Here is a 23831-nt window from a genome sequence, read left to right on the forward strand (position 1 = left end):
GCTGCTATGATAAACGCCTGGTGGATAATAGGAGGGGTACTGTTCGTACTGTTAAATACAGCAGCCGGATTGATCTGGCTGGAACGCAGGATGCTGGCCCTGTGGCAGGATCGTTACGGACCAAACAGGGCGGGTCCTTTTGGTATATTGATTGTATTGGCAGATACGTTAAAACTGTTTTTTAAGGAAGACTGGATCCCACCGTTTGCAGATAAAGTAGTGTTTGTATTTGCACCGGCTGTGGTAGTAGCCAGTGTGTTGATGAGCTTTGTGATTATTCCTTTTGGCCCCAATATTATTGTGGCGGATCTAAACATAGGCATCCTGTTTTTTCTCGCCATGTCGTCACTGGGTGTGTATAGCGTTGTATTGGGAGGGTGGGCTTCCAATAATAAATACGCCTTGCTGGGCGCTATGAGAGGCGCCTCACAGATGATCAGCTATGAGGTTTTTATGGGACTGTCTTTAATGGGGGTGGTGGTGATGAGTGGTTCATTTAACCTGCGGGAAATAGTGGAAGCGCAAAGATCGGTATGGTATGTTTTTCCCCAGCTGTTAGGCTTCCTCATTTTCCTGATTGCGGGTATTGCGGAAACGCACCGCCTGCCTTTTGATATTCCGGAAGCGGAAAGTGAACTGGTAGCGGGCTTCCACTCGGAATATTCAGGAATGAAATTCGGTATGTTCTTTATTGGTGAATATCTCGGTGTTACACTTATCTCTGCGATGGTGGTGACCTTGTATTTCGGGGGCTGGCTGGGGCCGGGATTCCTGCCACCGGTGATATGGTTTGGTATAAAAACTTTTGCCTTCATCTCGCTTTTTATTCTGCTGCGTGCCTCTATGCCACGACCGCGGTATGATCAGCTGATGGAGTATGGATGGAAAGTGTTGTTCCCTTTATCGCTGGCGAATCTGCTGATAACAGCCGCTATAAAACTCTGGCTTAAAGGGTAAACATAAAATTATAAAATCACAAAATCCGTACATCATGTTCAGTCTTTTGCGAAGTATGTGGCTTACCTTCCTGCATATGTTTCATAAGCGGGATACCTTCCAGTATCCTGAACAGAAGGCGCCGTTGCCAGCCCGCTGGCGCGGACGTATAGCACTCACGCGCGACCCTGATGGAGAAGAACGTTGTGTAGGCTGTTACCTGTGCGCTGCCGCATGTCCGGTAGATTGTATCTCCTTACAGGCAACAGAAGACGAACACGGACGAAGATACCCTGAGTTTTTCCGGATCAATTTTTCCCGCTGCATCTTTTGTGGATTCTGTGAAGAAGCGTGTCCTACTTACGCCATACAGCTATTGCCCGATTTTGAAATGGCGGAATACAACCGGCAAAACCTGGTGTATGAAAAGGAAGATCTGCTTATAAACAGCCAGGGGAAATATCCCGGGTATAACTATTATAAAGTAGCCGGTTTAGCGATTAAGGATAAGGACAAAGGAGATGCACAGAACGAGGAACCACCGGTAGATCTGAAAAGTTTGTTGCCATAAATAAGGACGCATGGATACTGCATTTTATATCGCCGCTGCCATTGCTGTACTGACCACTTTAAGGGTGATCACCTGTTATAATATCATGCATGCATTGTTATACCTGGTGGTGTCGCTGTTGTCGGTAGCAGTGGTGTTATACATTTACGGTGCGCCATTTATGGCGGTGCTGGAAGTGATTGTATATGCCGGTGCAATTATGGTGCTGATCATCTTTTTTGTGATGATGCTGAACATTGGTGTAGAAACAGCCGAGCATGAAAAGGCGTGGCTAAAACCACGGATATGGATTATTCCGGGCGTGTTATGCCTGGTGTTGCTGGGTGAATTATTGTACCTGGTGATGCAGAACAGGCAACCGGCAACGGAGATCCTGGTGGTAAATCCAAAGGAAGTGGGAATGGCGCTGTTCGGTCCTTATATGATCGCAGTAGAATTGACCGGTATCTTGTTAATGGCGGGTATTGTCGGCGCTTATCATCTGGGGCGCCAGCATAAGAAAAAGTTACATCGCTTTCTTGAAAATATTGATGCATGAACATACATCCCACTACTGCAGGCTTGTTGCTCGCCAGCGTTTTATTTGTGCTGGGGCTGATCAGTGTACTCATCAGGCGCAACATCATATTTATGTTGTTGTCTGTAGAAATTATGCTGAATGCCGCCGGACTGGCATTTGTGGTAGCTGCCTCACACTGGGGCACTGCAGACGGACAGGTGATGTTCATCTTTATACTGGCCATGGCTGCCGCTGAAGTATCGGTAGGACTGGCGCTTATCCTGCAACTTTATCACCAGTTAAAAACACTGGACAGTGATGAGGCGAGCAGAATGAAAGGATAGAAAGAGTTACGAATAATTAAAATAACTAAATAACTAAATCTCAAAATCACAAAATGGTTACCGCGCTGATACCGGCTATTCCTTTTTTAAGTGCATGTATCCTCATGCTCTGCTGGAAGCATATTACTCGTATGGCCGTTACCGTTATAGGTTGTGGTAGTATTGCCTTGTCTGCTTTACTAGCGGTTGTGGTGGCCATGAATTTTACGCAACAGGGCGGCCACCCGCTGGTAACGCGGGTCTGGAGCTGGATGCAGACGGCTGGTTTTAGTGCGGGTGTTGATTTCCGGATGGATGCGCTTTCAATTGTTTTTGTGCTGGTGATCACGATCGTGGGTTTCCTGATTCATGTGTACGCCACTGCTTATATGCGCGACGATCCCGACTATGGCCGTTTCTTCGCCTGCATGAATTTATTCGTAGGGGCAATGCTGGTGCTGGTGATGGCGGATAATTTGTTGTTGCTGTATTTTGGATGGGAAGGGGTGGGGCTATGTAGCTACCTGTTAATCGGCTTCTGGTACCAGGATCGGGCGAACGGTTATGCTGCCCGCAAAGCTTTTATCGTAACGCGTGTGGGCGATACGGCGATGGCAATCGCCTTATTCCTGTTGTTTCAATATACCGGTACATTACAGATCCAGGGCATCCTGGAAAGTGGTGCGCAGCTTTGGGCAAAGGGAGATCCGGTAGTGACCATGATCGCCTTGTTGTTATTGGGTGGTGCAGTAGGGAAGTCTGCCCAGCTGCCGTTACAAACATGGCTGCCGGATGCGATGGCGGGGCCTACGCCGGTGAGTGCACTGATCCATGCTGCTACTATGGTAACAGCGGGCGTGTACCTGATAGCACGCATGCATACTTTATTTGAACTGGCGCCTGCTGCGCAAACCACCACCGCAGTGATAGGCGCTGTGACCCTGGTATTGGCGGGTGTGAGTGCGTTGGTACAACGGGATATAAAAAGAGTGCTGGCTTATTCCACCATGAGCCAGATCGGTTATATGTTCCTGGCGTTGGGCTGTGGTGCATGGTCTGCCGCTATTTTTCATTTTGTGATCCATGCATTTTTCAAGGCATTGCTGTTTATGGGTGCCGGTGCTATCATTGTGGCGCTGCATCATGAGCAGGATATGTTTAAGATGGGTGGACTCAAAAAATTATTGCCGGCAGTATTCTGGGTGTTCCTTATCGGCTCAGCGTCATTGGCGGCTATCCCGTTTGTGACCGCCGGCTTTTTTAGTAAGGATCAAATCATTTGGTTATCGTGGTCTGCTGTCGGCGGACATACCGGCTATTGGCTGGCGGCCTTGCTGGGCGCGTTTTTGACGGGTATGTATACTTTCAGAATGTTTTTCCTGGTTTTTTATGGAGATGTCAAAACAAAGGTGCATCATATTCCCGGTCCGCGGATGATGGTGCCTTTGTATATACTGGCTGTTCTTTCTACTATAGCGGGGTTCATTGAACTACCGCATACGCTGGGGCATGTAACGCTGTTTAGTCATTGGCTGCTGCCGGTATTGCCTGCGGTGGAGATGTTGCAGGAATCGCCTGCACTGGAATGGGCTTCGCAGGGGATTTCAGCTTTGCTGGCTTTTAGTGGCATTGGCCTCGCTTATGCGTGGGTGATCCGTCGTCCGCAGGGAATGGTTGATTTCCTGGAAATGCCTGCAATAACGTGGATTCGCGGCTGTTGGGCCAGAGGCTGGGATTTTGATGAAATCTATAATGTGGTGTTGGTACGTCCATACGTGTACCTGTCCAGGATAAACCGGAAAGATGTGGTAGACAGGCTATACACGGGCCTTGCCGGGCTGATGGAATGGTGTCATCTTATGATGGCGCGTACGCAGAGTGGTATACTGCGCTGGTATATTATGGGGGTGGTGTTGGGTGCGGTAGCGATTTTATCGGTCTTAATATGGCGGCTATACGAATTGTAATAACGTAAACGAATAAACGATTTTTCATGCTTTTGCTGATCCTTTTATTCATCCTCCTCGGTGGCGCTTTCCTATCCTGGATAGCATCGGCCGGCAGCAAGGAATTGTCGCGCTGGATCGCACTCGGCAGCGTACTCCTCAACCTGGTGATTGTGCTGGTGATCTGGGCGCAGCATCCGGCTGCGGGTAGCCAATGGATCTATAACTACCAGGTGGAATGGGTGCCTCATTTTGGTATCAGCCTTCACCTGGCCATGGATGGTCTTAGCCTGCTGATGCTGGCGCTTACCTTTTTCCTGGGTACGCTGTCAGTACTTATTTCCTGGAAAGAGATCAACACCCGCGTGGGCTTCTTCCATTTCAACCTGCTCTTTGTGCTTTGCGGTATCACCGGTGTTTTTCTCACCATGGATCTTTTCCTCTTTTATTTTTTCTGGGAGATGATGCTGATCCCGATGTATTTCCTGATCGGCATCTGGGGACATGAAAACAGGGAATATGCCGCCAATAAATTTTTCCTGTTTACCCAGGGCGGTGGCTTGCTCATGTTGCTGGCTATCCTGGGATTATACTTTACACATGCTGCTAACACCAACGTATATACGTTTGATTACAACGACCTGTTACATACACCTATGGCGGAAAGTAGAGCGCGTTGGCTGATGCTGGGTTTCCTTGTTGCATTTCTTGTGAAACTGCCGGCAGTACCGTTTCACACCTGGTTGCCGGATGCGCATACAGAAGCGCCTACAGCGGGCAGTGTGGTGCTGGCAGGGTTGCTGCTGAAAACGGGTGCTTATGGTATCCTGCGTTTTGTATTGCCCATATTCCCCGAAGCTTCCAGGCACTTTGCACCATTGATGATGTTACTGGGAGTGGTGGGCATCTTATACGGTGGCATGCTGGCCTATGCGCAAACAGATTTTAAAAGACTGATCGCCTATACCAGTGTAAGTCATATGGGTTTTGTATTGGTGGGTGCTTTTTCTTTCAATGCAGTAGCTTACCAGGGAGTAGTGATGCAGATCATTGCCCATGGGGTAAGTACAGGCGCCTTGTTTATCATTGCCGGTGCTTTGTATGAGCGTATTCATACCCGTAACCTCCGGGAGATGGGTGGTTTGTGGACACGGATACCGGTCATGGGTACTGCCACCATGATCTTTGTAATGGCCTCGCTGGGGCTGCCCGGGTTGGGCAATTTTGTGGCGGAATTCCTGATCCTGCTGGGGAGCTGGCAGGCCAATCGCTGGTTGACGGTATTTGCTACTATCGGCCTGGTGATCGCTACCATCTACTCGCTGCGTATCATGCAGAAAGTATTCTTCGGACCGTGCAACCGGCAGTATGAATTGCCGGATCTGAACAAGCGGGAACTGGTGATCATTACAGCACTGGTGATCGCTATTATTTTATTGGGCGTATATCCGCAACCGGTATTAAATACATCACAAAAAACAGCCTATGTCGTTCACTGATTTTCTAAGTCTGGGGCCGGTGATCACCTTAGCTGCGGCGGCTGTGATATGCTTGCTGCTGGTCGCGATCAAGCGTAATCACCGGATCATGTATGCCGGTGCCCTGCTGGCATTCGGGATGGCTTTAACAGCCATTGTGCCGGCGGTGCAGTATATCCCGCATACCATACCTCCGTTGCTGGTAATAGACGAATTCTCCCTTTTTAATACGGGCCTGATCCTGGTATCCGGGTTTATTATATTATTACTCTCCTATAATTATTTTGAAGAAAGGGAAGAACGAAAAGAAGAATATTACCTGTTGCTGTTATTCGCTACCACAGGCGCATTGGTATTGGTGTTGAGCAGGCATTTTATGTCGCTGTTCCTGGGACTGGAAATACTTAGCATCAGTTTATACGGGCTGATTGCGTACCTGCGTGCACGTGAGCGTTCTGATGAAGCAGGGATTAAATACCTGATCCTGGCGGCTTTGTCATCCGCTTTTTTATTATTCGGGATGGCGTTGGTATATGCTTTTACTGGGCATATGGATTTTCCGGGTATCGGCGAAGCACTGCGACAGGCGGGTTACCTGCCGGTGTCTGTCATGGCGGGCTTTGCGATGATGCTGATCGGCATCGGATTCAAACTGGGCATCGTACCTTTTCATATGTGGGCGCCCGATATTTATGAAGGAGCACCGTTGCCGGTTGCGGCCTTTATTGCCACCATCTCCAAAGGAGGAATGCTGGTTTTACTGATCCGCTTTTATGAAGATATTCACGGAAACGACTACACGATGTTGTGGTGGATCCTGGCCATCGTAGCAGTGGCCTCTATGTTTACGGGCAACTGGCTGGCACTCCGGCAACAAAATATAAAACGCATCCTTGCTTATTCTTCTATTGCGCACATGGGATATATTCTGGTGGCTTTTTTGTCCGGCGTACAAGCAGGACTGGAAGCCATTTCTTTTTACCTGGTAGCTTATTTTATTACCACGATCGGCGCTTTCGGCGTATTGATCGTGATGTCCAGCAGTATACAGGATGCGGAAACACTGTCGGATTACAGGAGCATGTTCTGGCGCTATCCGTGGATAGCCACTGTATTTACAGCGATGTTGCTGTCGTTGGCAGGCATACCACTCACTGCTGGTTTTATCGGAAAATTTTATATCGTCATGGCTGGTGTGAACGGACATCGTTGGTTCCTGCTGTTTATGCTGGTCATAAATAGTGTAATTGGATTATACTATTATATCCGCATTATTGCTATCATGTTCAATGCACCGGTTGAAGGAGAAGAAGTATCGCCCATCAAACCGGCACTACCCATGGCAGGCAACGTTACACTGGTGTTGCTGACGGTGTTGCTGATAGGACTGGGCATCTATCCTACGTCCATGATGCAGCTGATCCAACAGATGATGAAGATGATCGTTTAACCCGCTCTTTTGAGCTCTTCAGCTGTACCGGTCTTTCTTTCCCTGGCTGCTTTAATACTGCTGTTGCCAAAGCGATAGCTGAGATAAATGCTGATCGTTCTGAACTGCCAGGTATTGAAGATCTTCATATACAGGTTGGAATTCTCAGCCACCCCGCGGTAAGATTCGTTTCGCAGAATGTTATTGTAACTGAGTTTTACGGTAGCCGTTTTCTTTAAGAAAGTTTTCTGTATACCGGTATTCAGGTTATACTGGCTATATCCCTTGAAAATACCGTAGATAAAAGGAGAGTTGTAATAACCCATCACTTCCAGTTTGAAATCATGCGGCAGCGTAATGGTGTTGGTGGTATTGAAATTATAAGTGAAACTGCTGGTATATTTATGTTGACCAAAATTATCTTCAAAAGAATAATCATTAAAAGATAAGTTGACATTATTATCACTATTCCACCACTTTGTTACCTGGAAAGGCAGCGTTACCGCAAGGCTATACACATTACTGTGGTCAAAATTTTTGAGGGTGGCCATGGTTACTTTTGTACTGTCATTCTGCGTGATAAATTCATCCATCACGTCTTTCGTTCTGCTGTAGCCCAGTGTAGCGATATACTTATCCTTGAAGGTATACGCAAACTCAATATTATTGGTATACTGCGGATTCAGGTATGGATTCCCCCTGAAGTAAGTATATCTGTCAAGATAAAACATAAAAGGATTTAGCTGACCATACTCTGGACGTTCTATTCTGCGGGAATAGGCCAGGCTTAATTTATTTTTATCGTTTAATTTCTGATCTATGGTCAGGTTCGGGAAGAAGTCGAGATAGCTGCGTTTTACCTGCGTCTTTGTGCCCAGAGAGCGGCCGTCTGATTTTGTATTCTCCAGTCGTAACCCCACCTGTACGCCGGTTTTATGCAGTTGTTTTTTGTAACTGGCATAAGCGGCATATACATCTTCCTGATAATTAAACTCATCACTCTGAGAAGGAGACGGTATATACTGACCATTTTTTAAAGAGTCGTACAGGAGCCGGTTGGTAGTAGTTACCAGGCTGGCTTTTACACCTGCTTCCAGTTTACCGTCTTTACCGAGCGGCCACGCCGCATCTGCTTTAATACTTTTGATGGTGATCTGTGTGCCGCCACCATTCTGAATACCATTAGGGTCCTTATTGTTTTTAGTGGCGATCACATACATGCTGTCATTCAACAACAGGTGACGGTTATTGTTGAACCGGGCGTAATCCACATCCATACTGAATTCCCGGCCATTGGTGTCCAGCACGGCTTTGTAGTTGAGATTAACGGCTATATTATTAAAGCGGTTATTATTCCGGGTAAAAGAATTCAGGATGGAGTCCGGTTGCTGCGCTGGTTGTCCCAGCCTGGTGCCGCTATAGATCTGATTACTAAAACTACTGGCGTAACCATTTACCAGTACACCGATGGTTTGTTTATCGTTGATGAAATAATCGTAACCGGCTTTATAGGCATTCCGCTGGAAACGGTTCCGCTGAAAAATGCTTTGTTCTATCAGCGTTTCCTGGCCTTTATCGTTAATATTCCGGCTGTATTCGCGGGTAACCTGGAAAGGGCGGTCGCCTTTGGTGAAGTCACCATACAAATTGAATTTATGCGTTCTCCAGTTAAAGCTGCCGTTAGCATTATAGTACCCGTAACGCGCCTGCGACAGGGTCGCGTTTATGGTGCCATTGATGCCTGTCAGCTTGCCTTTTTTTGTTTTTATGTTGATAATACCGCCGTTGCCGGAAGCATCATATTTTGCAGAAGGGCTGGTGAGAATTTCTATTTGTGAGATAGATTCACCGGGTGTGTTTTTTAACATGTTGGTGAGTTCTTCTCCGCTGAGATAGGTTAGTTTTCCATCTATCATCACGGTAACGCTCTGTCCTTTCATCTTCACATTTTCGCTGTTATCTACCTGTACGCCTGGTGCTCTTTTTAAGATATCCAGCGCGGTATTGCCCGCAGCTGTTACACTGTTTTCCACGTTGAGCACTGTTTTACCGGCGCTCTTTTCTATATAGGGTTTGGCGGCCGTAACATTTACGGCCTGCAAATTTTTAGAGAGTGTTTCCAGGGCAATTGTTTTCAGGGAGATGCCTGGCTGGGCTGCATCCAGTGTAAAAGCCGGTATGTATTGGGTATTGTATCCCATCTGCGAAGCCTGGATGATATAATGACCGGCGGGGATCTTTTCAAAACGACAATCGCCGGTTTCTGTAGTTAGTTCTCCTTTCACCAGGGAAGAGTCTTTTACCTGGAGTAAAAGCACACTGGCGAAGGGTAGGGGTTTACCGCTGTGGTCCGTGATTTTCAGGGTAATGATTCCGGGGGAAGGACTGTTTTTTTGTGCAAAAGTGGTTGGCACAAAACATATCAGCATTCCCATTAAGACAATGAAATTTCTCATACAATCTAACTCATTAAATAAATTCTCAAAAGCGGTTCCTGCTAACCGGGCGGGGAGCCCTGTTCCTTACTGTCTGTTGTACAGTCTGTATATTGCTATCAGTGCATCTTTTACTTTTTCCACACGTACCTGCTCCCTTTCAAGGGCTACAGTGGTTTGGGCCACTGGTGGCTCCGAAGCATCCTGGCAGTTTCCAAGGGTGATAAGATACAATGGTAGCATATCAGGGGTGCTGACAGGTATGGAGGCGGTGGAGTTCATCTTCCCCCTGCATGCTATGAATAGCATAAAGGAGGAAGACAAGAGTATCATAAGGGCAACCTTTTTCATAGTGTGCTTTTCTTAAAGACGAACGACCTTAGAAAAAGTTGCACACTGGATAAGAATTATTTTTCAAGATAAGACCGGATTGGGATATTATTTCTGCAGCAACCGCTGTATGGTTATGGGAGAACGTTGCTCCAGCAGGATATTATGCCCGTTACTCAGCTCTTCCAGGAGCCCGTCATGGTAATAGCGTACCGTGAGGAGTTCCAGGCCTTCATTGTAGGCTATTTTGAATTGCTCATGCAGGGTTTTGATGAGCAGTTCTATCTTCTCCGGGTTATTGTCTATACAGCAGGAGAAGCTGATAGCGCCATTCTGCATCAGGTTGATCTTCACTTTTAACTTGTGGAAGATTTCGTAAATATCACTGATCTTATCTTCCGTAATGAAAGAATAGTCTTTTGAAGTGATCTTCAGCAATACCTGGTTTTTTTTCAGTACGATGATGGGTGGTAGCTGCTTTGCATCTGCTTCTTCCTGGATAATGGTACCCGGCAGATTCTTATCCAGGAAACATTTTACCAGCAGCGGGATTTGTTTGTTCTGTAATGGCTTAATGGTTTTTGGGTGGATCACCTGGGCGCCATAGTAGGCCATTTCAATGACTTCTCCATAACTGATCTCCGGAATATTGACGGTGTTGGGAAACAGCTTGGGATCGGCGTTTTTGAGTCCTTCCACATCTTTCCAGATGGTCTGGCTTTCCGCATCCAGCATATTGGCGAATACCGCAGCGGAATAATCGCTGCCTTCCCGGCCCAGTGTAACGCTTTCGTTTTGATCGGTACTCCCGATAAAGCCCTGCGCGATGACGATATTGGTATTGTTGAACAGGGGAACCACTTTTTCGGTGACCTGTTTCTGCGTATAGGCCCAGTCTATATTTGCGTCGCGGAAGTTATCATCCGTGCGGAAGACATCTCTTACATCCAGCCAGGTATTTTTCAGGCCGGCTGTATTAAAGTAGGCGCTCACGATGGCGGTGCTGAGCAGCTCACCGAGTCCTACCAGTTGATCATAGTAATAGTCGTAGGTACGCATCGGCTTTTCGCCCAGCGTCCATTCTGCTTCGGTAAAGAATTGCTGTAGTTGGGTAAACAGGGGATGATCCCTGCCTCCCAGCAAGATTTCAGCTATGCTAAGATGTTGTTGCTCCACATTATAAAGCAGGCGGGCGGCAATTTCCCGCTTACGCAGGAAATAGTTCTGCGCTATCTTTTCCAGCTCATTGGTGGTTTTGCCCATGGCGGAAATAACGATCAGCAGTTTTTCGTCCGGAAACGATTGTACTATTTGCGCCACTTGCCGTATGCGATCAACACTTTCTAAACTTGCGCCACCAAACTTGAAAACCTTCATATAATAGATGTCTTATCTGAAAAATTATTTGGCAAAGTAAGGTAAGTTTAGAATTGTTTTAAAATATGTTTACAGATTGATGACAATTTCTGCTAAAATAGTGCTAAAATAAAGTCAATTCCTGTAATTTCGTCTGATAAACTGATCAATCAACGTTATGAACCTCAAACAAAAAGTAATGACCCTGGATGAATTTACTATCCAGGAGTTACGCAATTATCCGGGTGCAACAGGGCAGTTGTCGGGCTTACTGCGTGACATTGGCCTGGCATCGAAAAGAGTTAATGTGGAAGTGAATAAGGCCGGCATTGCAGATATTTTAGGAGAAGTCGGCAAAACCAACGTACAGGGAGAATCCGTAAAGAAGCTGGACGAATTTGCGAATGACCAGTTCATTAGTTCCCTGCAAAGCAGCATCTATTGCTGTGGGGTAGCTTCGGAGGAAAACGAACATTTCATTCCGTTTACCGACGAACTTTCCAAGAAATCAAAGTATGTGGTACTGCTCGATCCTCTGGACGGTTCCGGTAACATCGATGTCAATGTATCTATCGGTACTATCTTTTCCGTGTACCGCCGGCTTTCTCCGGAAGGAACGGAGTGTGTGCTGGAGGATTTCCTGCAACCGGGTACCCAGCAGATTGCAGCCGGATACATTATCTATGGTTCTTCTACCATGATGGTATACGCCACCCGTCGCAGTGTACAGGGCTTCACCCTGGACCCTTCTATCGGCGAGTTCTGTTTATCGCACCCCAACCTGAAATGCCCGCCGGACAGTGATATTTTCTCTGTAAACGTAGGCTACTACCATCTGTACGAAGAAAAGGTCCGTCATGCCATCGATCATTTTATGGCCAGAAATGAAAAAGACCGTATCTACCGCCATCGCTTTATCGGCTGTATGGTGGCTGAAATACACCGTACTTTAATCCAGGGAGGGATCTTTATGTATCCTGCCTATGGTAATTATCCTGCGGGGCGTTTACGCATCTGCTATGAATGCAATCCCATGTCGTTTATCATGGAAAAAGCCGGGGGCTCCTCTATGGCCAACGGCAAACAACGACTCCTGGAACTTAAACCGGTACAGCTGCACCAGCGTATCCCTATTTTCATCGGCTCCAAAACGATGATGGATACCTGGAAACAGATCGTCAATAAATAAAAAAGGAATCAGGAATTACGCACTTCGTAATTCCTGATTTTTTTGGTACAACACTTGCTTACGCTATATCCTATCAATCGTTTTATTTTTTAACCAGTTTTATTGCTATGTCAATTTTGAAAAGCCGCAGGGTCCTGGCATTCCTGCTTGTGGTGTTTGCAGCATTCCAGGTAAGCGCATGTTCACGTGCCACCAGTCGTGTAGACAGCACCAACGGCGGGAAAAGCATGGATGAACAGATCCTCTACTACACCAACAAATTCCGTCACTCCAAAGGTTTGAAACCATTACAACTGGATGAAACCATCAGCCAGCAGGCGCGCCGCCATAGCCGCGATATGGCCAGTGGCCGCACAGGATTCGGGCATGAAGGATTCGAAGACCGCGTAGCCGTTGTTACCAAAAAAATGGGACGTGTAGGTGCCGCCGCCGAAAACGTGGCCTATGGTACCCTCGACGCAGAAGCCGTGGTAAACGGATGGATCAAGAGCCCCGGTCACCGCCGGAATATGCTGGGAGACTATACCCTCATCGGTATTGGAACTGCCGATAAAGGAAGGATCACTTTCTTTACGCAGGTGTTTATAAAGCAGTAGCCATTTATAGACTTGGATATTTAGGAATTTTGTGATTTTGGAATTTTGCGATTTTGTTTTTAGAGCGGGCTTATTACTGAACCTACATAATCAAACCACAAAATCACAAAATTCCAAAATCACAAAATCCCTAAATGTTGTTACTTTTGGTGTCATGGAAAAGATTAAGATCATTGAGGTAACTGACCTGGTGAAAAAATACGGGGAGTTTACCGCTGTAAAGGGGATTAGCTTTGAGGTATATGAAAATGAGATCTTTGGCCTGCTGGGCCCCAATGGCGCCGGTAAATCCACTACGCTGGAGATCATAGAAACACTGCGGGAAAAGACGAGCGGACAGGTAAATGTAGGTGGATTTGATCTCGACAAAGACCCCAACAATATAAAAAAGATCATCGGTGTACAGTTGCAGAGTTCCGGTTATTACCCCGGCCTCAACCTGGTAGAGCTGATAGAAATGTTTGGCGGCCTGTACAACCAGCCTGTGAAACCGCTGGAATTACTGGCACTCTTCAACCTGGAAGATAAGGCCAAAGCTAAATTCAAAGAGCTTTCCGGCGGACAAAAACAACGCTTTTCCATTGCTACCACACTGATCAACAAGCCCAGGATCATCTTCCTGGATGAACCTACAACGGGCCTCGATCCACAGGCACGACGCAACCTCTGGGACCTGATCCAGCAAGTGCGGGCACAGGGTACCACCGTTGTCATCACCACGCATTACATGGATGAAGCAGAGTTCTTATGCGACCGTTGCGCCATTGTAGACAGCGGAAAGATCATCGCCATAGATTCTCCGGATACTTTGATAGATAAACTTGTAGCACAGGGCTTTGAAAGAAATAAAGAAGTGAAGAAAGCTAACCTGGAAGATGTATTTATTCATCTCACCGGTAAAGATCTTCGGGAAGAATAGTCAATCCTTACTATGGAAACACTGCAATACCCGATAGGCCGCTTCGAAGCATTACCGGACTATTCACCGGAGATGCTGGCAGGCTTTATCGACGACATCCGCGAACTGCCCACCCTGGTGGAGATGGCCGTACAACACCTCGATGAATACCAGCTGCAAGCGCCTTACAGACCGGAAGGCTGGACGGTTGCCCAGGTAGTGCATCACCTGGCCGATAGTCATATGAACGGCTGCATTCGTGTGAAACTGGCGCTGACAGAAGACGAGCCCACGATCAAGCCTTATGAGGAAGCGGCATGGGCAGTATTGCCGGACGTAGCCAATACGCCTGTCAATGTTTCCATTACGCTGTTACACGCCCTGCATACCCGCTGGGCTGCACTGATGGAAGGACTCACTGACACGCAATGGGAACGGACTTTCTTCCACCCCGGTCAGGGAAAAGTATTTAATCTCAAAACACATATTGCCAACTATTCCTGGCATGGAAAACACCACCTCGCCCATATAGAAGGGCTGAAGGAAAGAATGAAATGGTAAAGTAATTATTATGGATATGGACTGGAAACTGCTCTCATCGGAATACCTGTTTAAAGACGATTGGTTAACTGCACGCAAAGACAAATGCCTCACACCTTCCGGTAAGATTATCGAACCATATTATGTGCTCGAATATAATAACTGGGTCAATGGGGTGGCATTAACAGAAGACGGACAAGTAATCATGATCCGCCAGTACCGGCAGGGCATTGGCAAAACATTGCTCGAAATTCCCGGTGGTACGATGGACGACACGGACACTTCTCCCCTGGAGGCGATGCAGCGGGAATTGCTGGAAGAAACCGGCTATGAATTTAAAGAAGTGATCTCACTGGGATCTATCGCACCAAATCCTGCCTCCAGTAATAATTTTACATACATGTTTCTCGCTACCGGTGGCCGTAAGATACAGGAGCAGCAACTGGATCATAATGAGGAAATTGAAATAGAACTGATGCCCCTCGCCACGCTGCAGCAATTAATACTGGAAAATAAGATCCTGCAAAGTCTGCATGTTACCTGTATTTGCTACGCTTTGCTGCACCTCGGCAAAATGGAGATGAAATAATGGTTGCCTAGATCGCTTCTGCCACAATAAAAAAACTACCGCAAACGAGGATCATATCATCAGGTTGGGCATGTTGCCTGGCTGCCATCAGCGCCGCCTGTACGGTGGCATAGGCGCGGCCCTGCAAGCCTTTGCCCGCGGCCATTTCAGTCAGTGTTACTTCATCGAGCGCACGGGGGATCTGCGCCTTGCAGAAATAATAGGTGGCCGTTGGCGGAAAGAGGGTAAGCACGGTTTCCACTTCCTTATCTTTCACAAATCCTGTTACAATATGTAAGTGCCGGTAATTGACATGGCCCAGTTGCTGCATTACTTCGCGGATGCCGGCTTCATTATGACCTACATCCATCACGGTGAGAGGATGCTGACTCACGACCTCCCATCGGCCTCTCAGGCCGGTGATCTTCTTTACATGCGAGAGGGCAGCCGTAATATGTGCGGGTGTAATTTTCCAGCCCTGCTGTTGTAATATTTTTACGGAAGATAATACCCCCATCACATTTTTTTCCTGGTATTGACCATTCAGATCGAGTCTGATTTGATGCATCTGCTGTTGGCGTGTATCCAGCAACGTTAGTTCCATGTGTGTGTTGGCGATAACGCTGCCATCTACCATCCATTCCTGGTCGGCGAAATGGATAGGCGCCTGCAATGCGGCGGCTTTCTGAAGGAAGATTTCCTGGATCTCCGATTGCGTTTCACTGATAACCACTGGTATATTGGCTTTGATAATACCGGCTTTTTCGGTGGCTATTTCGGATAAAGTATTGCCCAGGATATTTTTGTGGTCATAGCTGATGTTGGTGATCAGCGCCAGTTCCGGCATGATCACATTGGTGCTGTCGAGCCGGCCGCCGAGTCCCACTTCAATGATGGCGATATCCACCTGTTCCTGTGCAAAATAGCGGAAAGCCATAGCTACCGTCATTTCAAAAAAAGAAGGCGAGATCGCTTCAATATGCGGGCGTAGCTGATTGGTAAAACTGACAACAAATTCTTCTGTTACCGGCTGTCCGTTGATCCTGATCCGCTCCCTGAAGTCGAGCAGGTGAGGGGAGGTATACAAGCCTGTTTTATAGCCTGCCTGTTGGAAAATGGCTGCCAGCATATGACTGGAAGATCCTTTACCATTAGTGCCGGCAACATGAATAGTTTTGAAATGATGCTGCGGATTATCCAGCAGATTTAATAAGGCAACGGTATTATGAAGATCTGTTTTATAAGCATCGGCGCCCAGTTTTGTAAACATTGGGAGTTGCTTATACAGATATTCCAGCGTTTCGTTGTATGCGTTCATAGCGGTGAATTAATCATTCACGGGGCAGCCCAGCTGGCTTTTGCGTTTCCTGAAGATACCGCCGCCATTGCCATCACCCCGTTTCAGCATAGCTGAATTTAAACGCAAAGCTACGAAAGCATCAGCATGATCGATGTTATGTTGAAAAAGGTTGGAAAAAATACTGTAGGAACCTAATACCAGCGGACCAAAACGTATCCCCACACCAGCATCTGCCTGCCCATTATGATTTATCACCAGCGGCAGGTAGGCGCCAAACATGTCCGTTTCATACCGTGGTGTAAGCATCACCTGCGTCATCGCATAGGTTTTGGTGAGGTCTTTTCTGCCTGTATTCAGGGCGATTACGGCGTTGGCGCTTACAAAGAAACGGCTGTCGATATTGTAATCACCCATCAGGTTCACAGCCATGGGCAATGTCATATTGAAATCGTCCGGAGAGGCGATTGGGGTGAAATAATTATTAAGCCGCTGCGAATATTGTTTCAGGCTTTCATCCTTCCGGTAGTTCACATCTTTTGGGTTGACATTATCTTTGGTAATATCAAGATCCGTGTTGTTTACTCCCTTGTTATATTTGATCCGCCCGATATCGGTAATGGAAACGCCTATACGGAATTTATATTCATCGGCATCTGTTCCCTCATAAGCTCCGAATCCGCCGTTGTCCGGCCGGTATTCATAAATAACGCCGATGTCCATACCGATGCCGTTGTTATTGAAAAGTTGTACGTTGCTGATGTCGGGTGATTGCCAGTTGTCCAGCTCCTGGTTGTAGCCATAGTTGAGTACACCGCTACTGATGGTGGCATCGCGCTTGTTGTTGAGCCGGAAGTTGGCATTACGTACGGCTGCATAGCCGGCAGCTACGCCACTCAGCAACTTTAGGGTCACACCGGCTTTCAATCTGCCGCTGTAAGTTTCCTTTATCACACGCGCATAGCTGAAACCCAGTTCATGCCAGATATGTGATGATACGGCGCCATGCTCCATGGTGTAGTTGGTGCCACTGTATTGCATATTGGGAAAATCATTACCGAAGAAGTTAGCCAGTGGCGTTGGGAGATTACCACCATTGCTACTGCTGCGCATACGCCATACAAAGGAAACGGATTGCTTTTCATCAATGGCATACAATACAGATGGTAGCATGATCTCCGCCATCTCCCAGCCATTTTGATTACGGCGGGCGGCGGTATCTACAAAGTAATCCTGGTTACGGCGAAATGAATCGGGTCTGTTGAATATAACGGATTTGGGTATACGTACATAAGTATTACCGCCTTTAGCATCGGCGCCAATGATGTTTACATCCCATTTATAACGGTATCCTGCGGCACTTGCCGGGTTGGAAAGAACGCCATAGATACCTGCATAGTTGCTGGTATGATAACCTGGAAAGGATTGGGCTATTGCGGCAGTTGCCAGCAATAGCAATAATACAGTGCTTAAAAAGATACGGTTAATAATAACAATCATCACTGGCTAAAAGATAGGTTTCTCTGAATAACGCAAATATCATGCGCTTATTGGCTCCTTTATTCATAGGGGAGATTGTAGGCCGTAAATCAAGCGTATTATTATTGTGCTTTGAAAAAGAAGCGGATGGTACCGAATTGTTCTTCCGGTGCCTCTGCGTTGGCATTGTATTTCAGTTGTGTGGCAGCTTTCCTTGCAATATCGATCAACTGGGCTTTACTGAGTGTTGAGCCTTTCATACTGAAGGTAGCGGAGATCACATCTCCCTGCTGGTTCACTTTTATATTAATAGCTACATAACCGGATTCTGTACCGTCGAAAGTAACCTGTGGTCTGCTGATAAGATTCCTGCCGTTCAGGTGGAAATCGGAGCGGCCGCCGCCCAGTCCACCACCCGTGTATCCTTTTGCGTTAGGATCACCATTGATCTGTCCACGGTCGCCGGGTTTGCCGGTATTGCCCTCACCGGTAGAATTGTTGGAACCGTTGGCTCCATTGCCGCTATTGGCGCCGGTGTTGGTACCGCCTGCATATACTGCCTTTGGCTTGGGTGCCGGAGGCGCAGGTGTGGGTGGATTATCAGCTGGTTTCTTAACCGGTTTGGTAGTTGGTTTGGGATCTAATTTTTTAGGAAATTCTTTAGGCTTTTCTACCGGTTTTTCCGGTTTCCTGATTATTTCCGGTGCTTCTTCATCATCCTGTGTTGCAATGTCCTGTTGTTCACTATTATCTTTTGCAGTAGCGGTATTGCTTTCAGCAGGAACTGGTGTAGGCGCGGCAGCACTGGGTGGATTGGGGTTGAGAGGTTGTACATCTCCCATCCCTTCGTCTGATGTGCCGAGATTTACTTCCATGCCCAGGTCCTGATCGGGCAGGGGCGGTGGTGCGGAAAATCCGGCAAATAAAAATGCCACTAACAGCAGCGCATGTACGCCGATGGTAACTCCAAATGCCTTAATATTTTTTTTGCCGTTTTTTTCCTCCATGATAGCCTAGTTGAGCGCCAGTTGAAATCAAAGTTAATCTTTTGATTCAAAAAATGCTGCTCCTGATAAAAAGTGAATATCGCATCATTGCAAAAACCATGCAGTTAATCCCTTTGTGTTAACCCGGTTCAATTCCGGGGTTTGTTCTCTCTAACGGTTTATTATTCATTTTATTGGCATCCCTGGCATTTGTTACCAAATGATAGCGGGTAACAAAAATTGTTCATCTATATACAATTATTGTCCTATAAATGCTGATTATGCGGAAAAAGGAGTAAAATTGGTAAATGAAAGTAGTACAATTTACAGTTCCTGTAGCATCAGAAGGGTCTGTTGTGATCCAGGAAGATATCCTGCCTTACTTTTATAACTACCTCCACCGCCATAAGGAAGCACAGGTAACACTGATTATAAAGGGGGAAGGTACCCTGATTGCCGGCAGCTATACGCAGCCTTTCAAAGCGGGGGATGTGTATGTGATTGGTGCCAACCAACCGCATATGTTTAAAGGCGATGCCCGGTATTTTGAAAATCTCCAGGAGAAAAATATCCATGCCATTCACATCTTCTTTGACCATGAGCAAGCCTTACAGGGAATGATCTCCCTGCCGGAACTGGAACCGGTGAGGAAATGGCTGGAGCTTACCCGTTTCAGCTTACAACTGCCCGCTATCCATGAGGAAAAGGCGGCAGCAGAGATCCTGCGCCTCCGCCAGCTGACAGGCGCAGAAAGGTTATTTGCTTTCATGACGATGCTCACCTGGTTCTCTAAACAGGTAAAGGACTGGAAATCGCTGTCAACCGGCTTCTCCAGGCATGTTTACAGCGAGTCGGAAGGATTGCGGATGAATGATATCTACCAGTATACCCTGGAACATTATGCAGAAAACATTACGCTGGCCAGGATTGCGGGTATTGCACATTTAACGACTTATGCCTTCTGTAAATATTTCAAGAAACATACCCGCAAAACGTACCTGGGTTTTTTAAATGAGGTGAGGATCAACGCTGCCTGTAAGAAAATCATTAACGGGGATGCGGATAGTATTGCTTCGGTGGCATATGCTACGGGATATAACAACCCTATCACATTTAACCGGGTATTCAGAAAGGTAACGGGGATGTCGCCATCTGCCTATGCGCGCCAATACCGTTTCGGGCAGGGCAGCGCGCACAGGAGTGGCCAGCTTGTTGAATGGGAAGAATAGTTTTTAGTGGGCAAAATCTGCCATGTAATCTCCGTTGATCCGTTCCATCGGTGGATTGAAGTAACCAAACTTAACGTCCGGGAACTCTTCCTGGATCAGCTCCTGTAGCTGTTTTACGCCTAAGCACTCACCGGTTTCGGTAACGCCCAGTTTACCCAGGTACCAGTCGGGATCAATATTGAAATTACGCCACTGGATCATGTTCAGTCCTGTTTCCCGGATCAGTTTGCGCAGTGCTTCGTATTCATCTGCACTATCTGTCATACCCGGAAATACAAAGTAGTTGATGGAACTCCAGCCACCAAACTCACGCATTACTTTCAGACTTTCAATAATATCTTCAAATACGTAGTTGTTGGGGCGGTAGTATGGTGTATAGTATTTCTCCTGTGCAGAGTTGAGGCTCACACGGATACTATTAAGACCGGCTTCACACAATGCCCGCACCGCATCCGGCTTGCTGCCGTTGGTGTTGATGTTGATGCTGCCTTTGGGCGTATGTTTACGTATTTCTATAATGGATTCGCGGATGGTTTCCCACATGAGCAGCGGTTCGCCTTCACAACCCTGGCCAAAGCTGACGATCGGGAAGGGGGCTGTTTCCAGGTGAGGTACGGTGTATTCCACTATTTCCTGTGCAGTAGGTTTGAAACGCAGGCGGTCCTGGGTGGATACAATGCTTTCTTCTTCCGGCTGGAAGGAAATACATCCCACGCAGTTAGCGTTGCAGGCGGGAGAGGACGGAATCGGGCATTCCCATCTTCCCATAAAATAATTACGCGCAGCAGGACATTCGTAGGTAAGGGCGCAGTTTTCTGCCAGATGCTGTACCAGCCTGTTATGCGGGTAGGCTTCTGTAAGCTGTTTTACGCCTTGTTTTACTTTTTTATCATCAAAACCTGCGCATTCCTGGCGGATATCCGCCTCAATACGGGTAGCAGGTACATAAAATTTACCATCCAGCCAGCCCACTGCTGTGTAGCAAAACAAAGGCAGGGTGGGCGCATCCGGCATGGTTTCATAGGCAGCCAGGTAAAAGCCGGTATGAGCGGGCGGAATAAAAGCCGCTACTGCCCATCCTTTATCACATAGTTGCATATCGCCGGTAGTAGCGTCTATACCTATACCGCGACGGCCAGGCAGCTCATACAAATTACCTCCTTCCGGTAACTCAATCCACTCTTCGGGATCTACTGGACCCGCATCCCAGCCACTACGGCCGGTTACATGCATGGTCGTATCTTCGAAAATATTTCCTTTACCGTCAGAATATAATATGTAAGGTGTCTGATCCAACATTTAAATTTTCGTGTTTTTTGATTTTTATATTTTTTGATTTCGCATTTTTTGATTTTTATAAGTTGAAATTTTAGGGAGATAAATACCTGCAACAAAACCCCAAAATCAAAAAATCCGAAAATCTATTTCACCCTGCTCTGGAAAAACGCATTCATGGTTTCCCATTGTTCTTTCGTTGGTTCATCCAGCACATCCAGGTGCAGGATCCTGTTATTTTTAAAATCCATTGTGAGCAGGTCGTTGCGCAAAATTACGTTATTCAGTTCGTTCCAGCCAATGAGCTTTTCTGAAAAGGAGGTGGGTACGCTGATGCCGGTCATATCTATTTTTACAAATACGGCCTGGAAGGTCTTGTATTCAGCCCAGCCGATGTACGCCAGTCCCAGTCCCACTGCAAACACTATCAGGCCGGTTATTACCTGTGCATGCGATAAAAAGTACAGGCTGGCGGTGAGGCAAACGAATGATTGTACCAGTCTTGCTACACTGTTGGCCTCGCCAAACTTTTTAAACCGTTTCATCCGGAAAGGGAACAGTAAAGAGGCGCCGCCGAGTGCCAGGAAAAAGCCTGCCAGTATCCAGTTGGGCTGCGGTCCGCGGTAAACGCCGATGGCATTGAACAGGAAAAGGATGCCGGTAAGCCCATGCATAGCGGGCAATAACCGGAGCCTGCTGGCTGCATTAGGGTGTAAGATGCGCAATTTATACATGGGTAAAACGGACTGGTTAGGAATTGGAACTGATCAACAGGTTACAGAGTTTAAACAATACACGGGCGCCTACATTGGAATCCCAGTCGTCGTGCGAGGCGCTTACCTCGTTCAGGTCAAAGCCGATCAGCTTGCGGCCGCTGGCCAGGACCTGTTTGAACAGGTAATAGATCTGCTCTGCTTCAAAGCCTCCGGCTACCGGCGTACCGGTATGCGGGCACAATTTAGGATCCAGGCCGTCAATATCAAAGCTGATATATACCTGTTGTGGCAGGGTAGCTACAATACTTTCGCAGATAGCCTTCCAGGTTTCCCCTTCAAATTGTCTTTCTTTAAGATCCTTATCAAAGAAAGTGGTGACACGGCCATTGCTGTTATTGATATAATCTATTTCTTCTTCGCAGTAATCACGGATACCTACCTGTACCAGCTGCTGTAACTGCGGAACTTCCGCCAGGGCATTGTACATAATGGAGGCATGTGAGTATTTGAACCCTTCGTAGCTGTCGCGGAGATCGCAGTGGGCATCGATTTGCAAGATGCCAAAATCGCCCTTGTGCTCGCCAATAGCTTTAAAGAAGCCCAGTGGAGTGCTATGGTCACCGCCTACCAGACCTACCAGTTTGCCTTTTTCCAGCAATCCTTTGGTTTGGGTATACACCCATTCATTCATGGCGCGGGTACCGTTATTCACGTCTACGACCGTTTTCTTCAAAAACTCATTTTCTGAGATATCTCCACCTTCTATCAGGAATTTCAGGTATAACTCCGCTTCTTTACGCAGATAATCGCTGCGAAGCAGCAGGTGTTTATCTGGTTCCCGCATAAAGAAACCCTGTTTCCAGCCGTCTTTAACGTCTGCATCGTACAGGTCTACCTGGAAAGAGGCCCTGAAGATATGTTCCGGTCCGCGGGCAGTGCCATTACGATAAGATACCGTTACTTCCCAGGGAACAGGCAGCAATACTAATTTTGCTTCTTCTTCCGAAAAGGGTAAGCCAAAAACATTGTTAGACAAAAGACCCACTGAGTTAGGATCAAATTGAGATAAATCAGTCATGATGAAATCTTACTTTTCTAAATTCCGCGCAAAGATAGGATTATGTTTACTTACAGCCCTGCTTCTGATAAAAAGAATTGCCTTTTATATAAAAGTTGCCGTAAGAAGGGCATTTTAAGTTAATTTTGCCCCGTTATTTGGGAAGAGATCAATACAGGCAAATAAGGTGAAATGAAAGAGTGGTGCTGGTAAAGGATTTGCGGCTTAAGTCACAACAATAGGGAAGATAATTTTCATATGAAAAAGACAAATATTATTCTGCTGGTGGTAATTGCTGTTGCAATTGGTGTAATCGTAACCATGGTTGGCGATTTCAGTACCTATGAAACATTTGCCACTGCACGTGAGAAAGAAGGAAAGGAGTTCCATGTAATCGGAAAGCTGGATACCTTACAGGCCATGAAATATGACCCGATGAAAGATGCTAATCTATTCAGCTTCTACGTACATGATAAAACAGGCGAAACGCGCAAAGTAGTTTTCTATGGCGCAAAACCTACCGACTTTGAGAAAGCTGAATCCGTAGTGCTGACCGGAAAAATGGAAGGCAACGAATTTCATTGCAGCAAAATCCTCATGAAATGCCCGTCTAAATACAAAGACGACCAGGTAGCAATGAGCAGCAAACAACTTTAAAAATTGTCAGGTTTTCGAATTTCTTGATTTTCGAATTTTAT

Annotated in this window: 23 protein-coding genes; 14 read left to right on the plus strand and 9 right to left on the minus strand. The window is 46.8% G+C overall.

From position 1 onward, the window contains the following. Window positions 1-6 precede the first annotated feature (6 nt). From nuoH to ABQ275_RS06430, 7 genes are read left to right on the plus strand one after another with little or no spacing between them, the layout of a single operon-like run. Window positions 7-957 (plus strand): NADH-quinone oxidoreductase subunit NuoH, encoded by a 951-nt coding sequence (nuoH, locus tag ABQ275_RS06400; protein WP_349317445.1) that lies wholly within the window; start codon window positions 7-9, stop codon window positions 955-957. 34 nt (window positions 958-991) lie between these two features. Then, window positions 992-1507 (plus strand): NADH-quinone oxidoreductase subunit NuoI, encoded by a 516-nt coding sequence (nuoI, locus tag ABQ275_RS06405; protein WP_349317446.1) that lies wholly within the window; start codon window positions 992-994, stop codon window positions 1505-1507. Between the two features lie 10 nt (window positions 1508-1517). Next, window positions 1518-2045, plus strand: coding sequence for an NADH-quinone oxidoreductase subunit J (nuoJ, locus tag ABQ275_RS06410; RefSeq protein WP_349317447.1), 528 nt, complete (start codon window positions 1518-1520; stop codon window positions 2043-2045). Beyond that, window positions 2042-2350 carry an NADH-quinone oxidoreductase subunit NuoK gene (gene nuoK, locus ABQ275_RS06415; RefSeq protein ID WP_349317448.1) on the plus strand — a complete coding sequence of 103 codons (309 nt, stop codon included), beginning with the start codon at window positions 2042-2044 and terminating at the stop codon, window positions 2348-2350. The genes nuoJ and nuoK overlap by 4 nt, the downstream gene beginning before the upstream one ends. A 53-nt stretch (window positions 2351-2403) precedes the next feature. Further along, on the plus strand, window positions 2404-4296 hold the full coding sequence (nuoL, locus tag ABQ275_RS06420; RefSeq protein ID WP_349317449.1) for an NADH-quinone oxidoreductase subunit L: 1893 nt from the start codon (window positions 2404-2406) through the stop codon (window positions 4294-4296). 26 nt (window positions 4297-4322) lie between these two features. Further along, a complete protein-coding gene (gene nuoM, locus ABQ275_RS06425; RefSeq protein WP_349317450.1) occupies window positions 4323-5774 on the plus strand; it encodes an NADH-quinone oxidoreductase subunit M in 1452 nt (483 codons plus the stop codon). Then, window positions 5761-7203: an NADH-quinone oxidoreductase subunit N gene (locus ABQ275_RS06430; RefSeq protein WP_349317451.1), complete on the plus strand. Its 1443-nt coding sequence runs from the start codon at window positions 5761-5763 to the stop codon at window positions 7201-7203. Before nuoM ends, ABQ275_RS06430 begins: the two co-directional genes overlap by 14 nt. Here ABQ275_RS06430 and ABQ275_RS06435 read toward each other — a convergent pair. From ABQ275_RS06435 to ABQ275_RS06445, 3 genes are all read right to left on the minus strand, one after another. Continuing rightward, window positions 7200-9638 carry an outer membrane beta-barrel protein gene (locus ABQ275_RS06435; RefSeq protein ID WP_349317452.1) on the minus strand — a complete coding sequence of 813 codons (2439 nt, stop codon included), beginning with the start codon at window positions 9636-9638 and terminating at the stop codon, window positions 7200-7202. The genes ABQ275_RS06430 and ABQ275_RS06435 overlap by 4 nt on opposite strands. 66 nt (window positions 9639-9704) lie before the next feature. Then, window positions 9705-9968: a hypothetical protein gene (locus tag ABQ275_RS06440; protein ID WP_349317453.1), complete on the minus strand. Its 264-nt coding sequence runs from the start codon at window positions 9966-9968 to the stop codon at window positions 9705-9707. Window positions 9969-10055: 87 nt separating this feature from the next. Beyond that, on the minus strand, window positions 10056-11324 hold the full coding sequence (locus ABQ275_RS06445; RefSeq protein WP_349317454.1) for an aspartate kinase: 1269 nt from the start codon (window positions 11322-11324) through the stop codon (window positions 10056-10058). A 157-nt stretch (window positions 11325-11481) separates the two neighbouring features. Here ABQ275_RS06445 and fbp point away from each other — a divergent pair, with 157 nt between their 5' ends. From fbp to ABQ275_RS06470, 5 genes are all read left to right on the plus strand, one after another. Beyond that, window positions 11482-12492: a class 1 fructose-bisphosphatase gene (gene fbp, locus ABQ275_RS06450; protein ID WP_349317455.1), complete on the plus strand. Its 1011-nt coding sequence runs from the start codon at window positions 11482-11484 to the stop codon at window positions 12490-12492. Between the two features lie 107 nt (window positions 12493-12599). Continuing rightward, window positions 12600-13088: a CAP domain-containing protein gene (locus ABQ275_RS06455; protein ID WP_349317456.1), complete on the plus strand. Its 489-nt coding sequence runs from the start codon at window positions 12600-12602 to the stop codon at window positions 13086-13088. A gap of 154 nt (window positions 13089-13242) precedes the next feature. Then, entirely contained in the window at window positions 13243-14007 is a 765-nt protein-coding gene (locus tag ABQ275_RS06460; RefSeq protein WP_349317457.1) for an ABC transporter ATP-binding protein, read from the plus strand. 12 nt (window positions 14008-14019) lie between these two features. Continuing rightward, window positions 14020-14547, plus strand: coding sequence for a YfiT family bacillithiol transferase (locus tag ABQ275_RS06465; protein ID WP_349317458.1), 528 nt, complete (start codon window positions 14020-14022; stop codon window positions 14545-14547). 16 nt (window positions 14548-14563) lie between these two features. After that, window positions 14564-15115, plus strand: coding sequence for an NUDIX hydrolase (locus ABQ275_RS06470; RefSeq protein ID WP_349317459.1), 552 nt, complete (start codon window positions 14564-14566; stop codon window positions 15113-15115). A 7-nt stretch (window positions 15116-15122) separates the two neighbouring features. Here the strand turns inward: ABQ275_RS06470 and ABQ275_RS06475 are convergent, their stop codons facing one another. The 3 genes from ABQ275_RS06475 to ABQ275_RS06485 form a co-directional block, all read right to left on the minus strand. Continuing rightward, entirely contained in the window at window positions 15123-16412 is a 1290-nt protein-coding gene (locus ABQ275_RS06475; protein ID WP_349317460.1) for a folylpolyglutamate synthase/dihydrofolate synthase family protein, read from the minus strand. A 9-nt stretch (window positions 16413-16421) separates the two neighbouring features. After that, window positions 16422-17891, minus strand: coding sequence for a DUF5723 family protein (locus ABQ275_RS06480; protein ID WP_349318790.1), 1470 nt, complete (start codon window positions 17889-17891; stop codon window positions 16422-16424). A 101-nt stretch (window positions 17892-17992) separates the two neighbouring features. After that, window positions 17993-18877: a hypothetical protein gene (locus ABQ275_RS06485; RefSeq protein WP_349317461.1), complete on the minus strand. Its 885-nt coding sequence runs from the start codon at window positions 18875-18877 to the stop codon at window positions 17993-17995. A gap of 287 nt (window positions 18878-19164) precedes the next feature. Between ABQ275_RS06485 and ABQ275_RS06490 the strand changes: the two genes are divergently transcribed. Beyond that, on the plus strand, window positions 19165-20085 hold the full coding sequence (locus tag ABQ275_RS06490; RefSeq protein ID WP_349317462.1) for an AraC family transcriptional regulator: 921 nt from the start codon (window positions 19165-19167) through the stop codon (window positions 20083-20085). 3 nt (window positions 20086-20088) lie between these two features. Here the strand turns inward: ABQ275_RS06490 and ABQ275_RS06495 are convergent, their stop codons facing one another. The 3 genes from ABQ275_RS06495 to ABQ275_RS06505 form a co-directional block, all read right to left on the minus strand. After that, the gene (locus ABQ275_RS06495) at window positions 20089-21384 is read right to left on the minus strand and encodes a radical SAM protein (RefSeq protein WP_349317463.1); all 1296 of its coding nucleotides are present in this window, start codon (window positions 21382-21384) and stop codon (window positions 20089-20091) included. Between the two features lie 122 nt (window positions 21385-21506). Next, window positions 21507-22094 carry a hypothetical protein gene (locus ABQ275_RS06500; RefSeq protein ID WP_349317464.1) on the minus strand — a complete coding sequence of 196 codons (588 nt, stop codon included), beginning with the start codon at window positions 22092-22094 and terminating at the stop codon, window positions 21507-21509. 16 nt (window positions 22095-22110) lie between these two features. Then, on the minus strand, window positions 22111-23154 hold the full coding sequence (locus ABQ275_RS06505; RefSeq protein ID WP_349317465.1) for an agmatinase family protein: 1044 nt from the start codon (window positions 23152-23154) through the stop codon (window positions 22111-22113). A gap of 237 nt (window positions 23155-23391) precedes the next feature. Here ABQ275_RS06505 and ABQ275_RS06510 point away from each other — a divergent pair, with 237 nt between their 5' ends. Then, complete coding sequence (locus tag ABQ275_RS06510; RefSeq protein WP_349317466.1) at window positions 23392-23790, plus strand: cytochrome c maturation protein CcmE; 399 nt, start codon at window positions 23392-23394, stop codon at window positions 23788-23790. Window positions 23791-23831 lie beyond the last annotated feature (41 nt).

The organism is Chitinophaga sp. MM2321 (genome assembly GCF_964033635.1).
In the GTDB taxonomy this organism is placed as follows: Bacteria; Bacteroidota; Bacteroidia; order Chitinophagales; family Chitinophagaceae; genus Chitinophaga.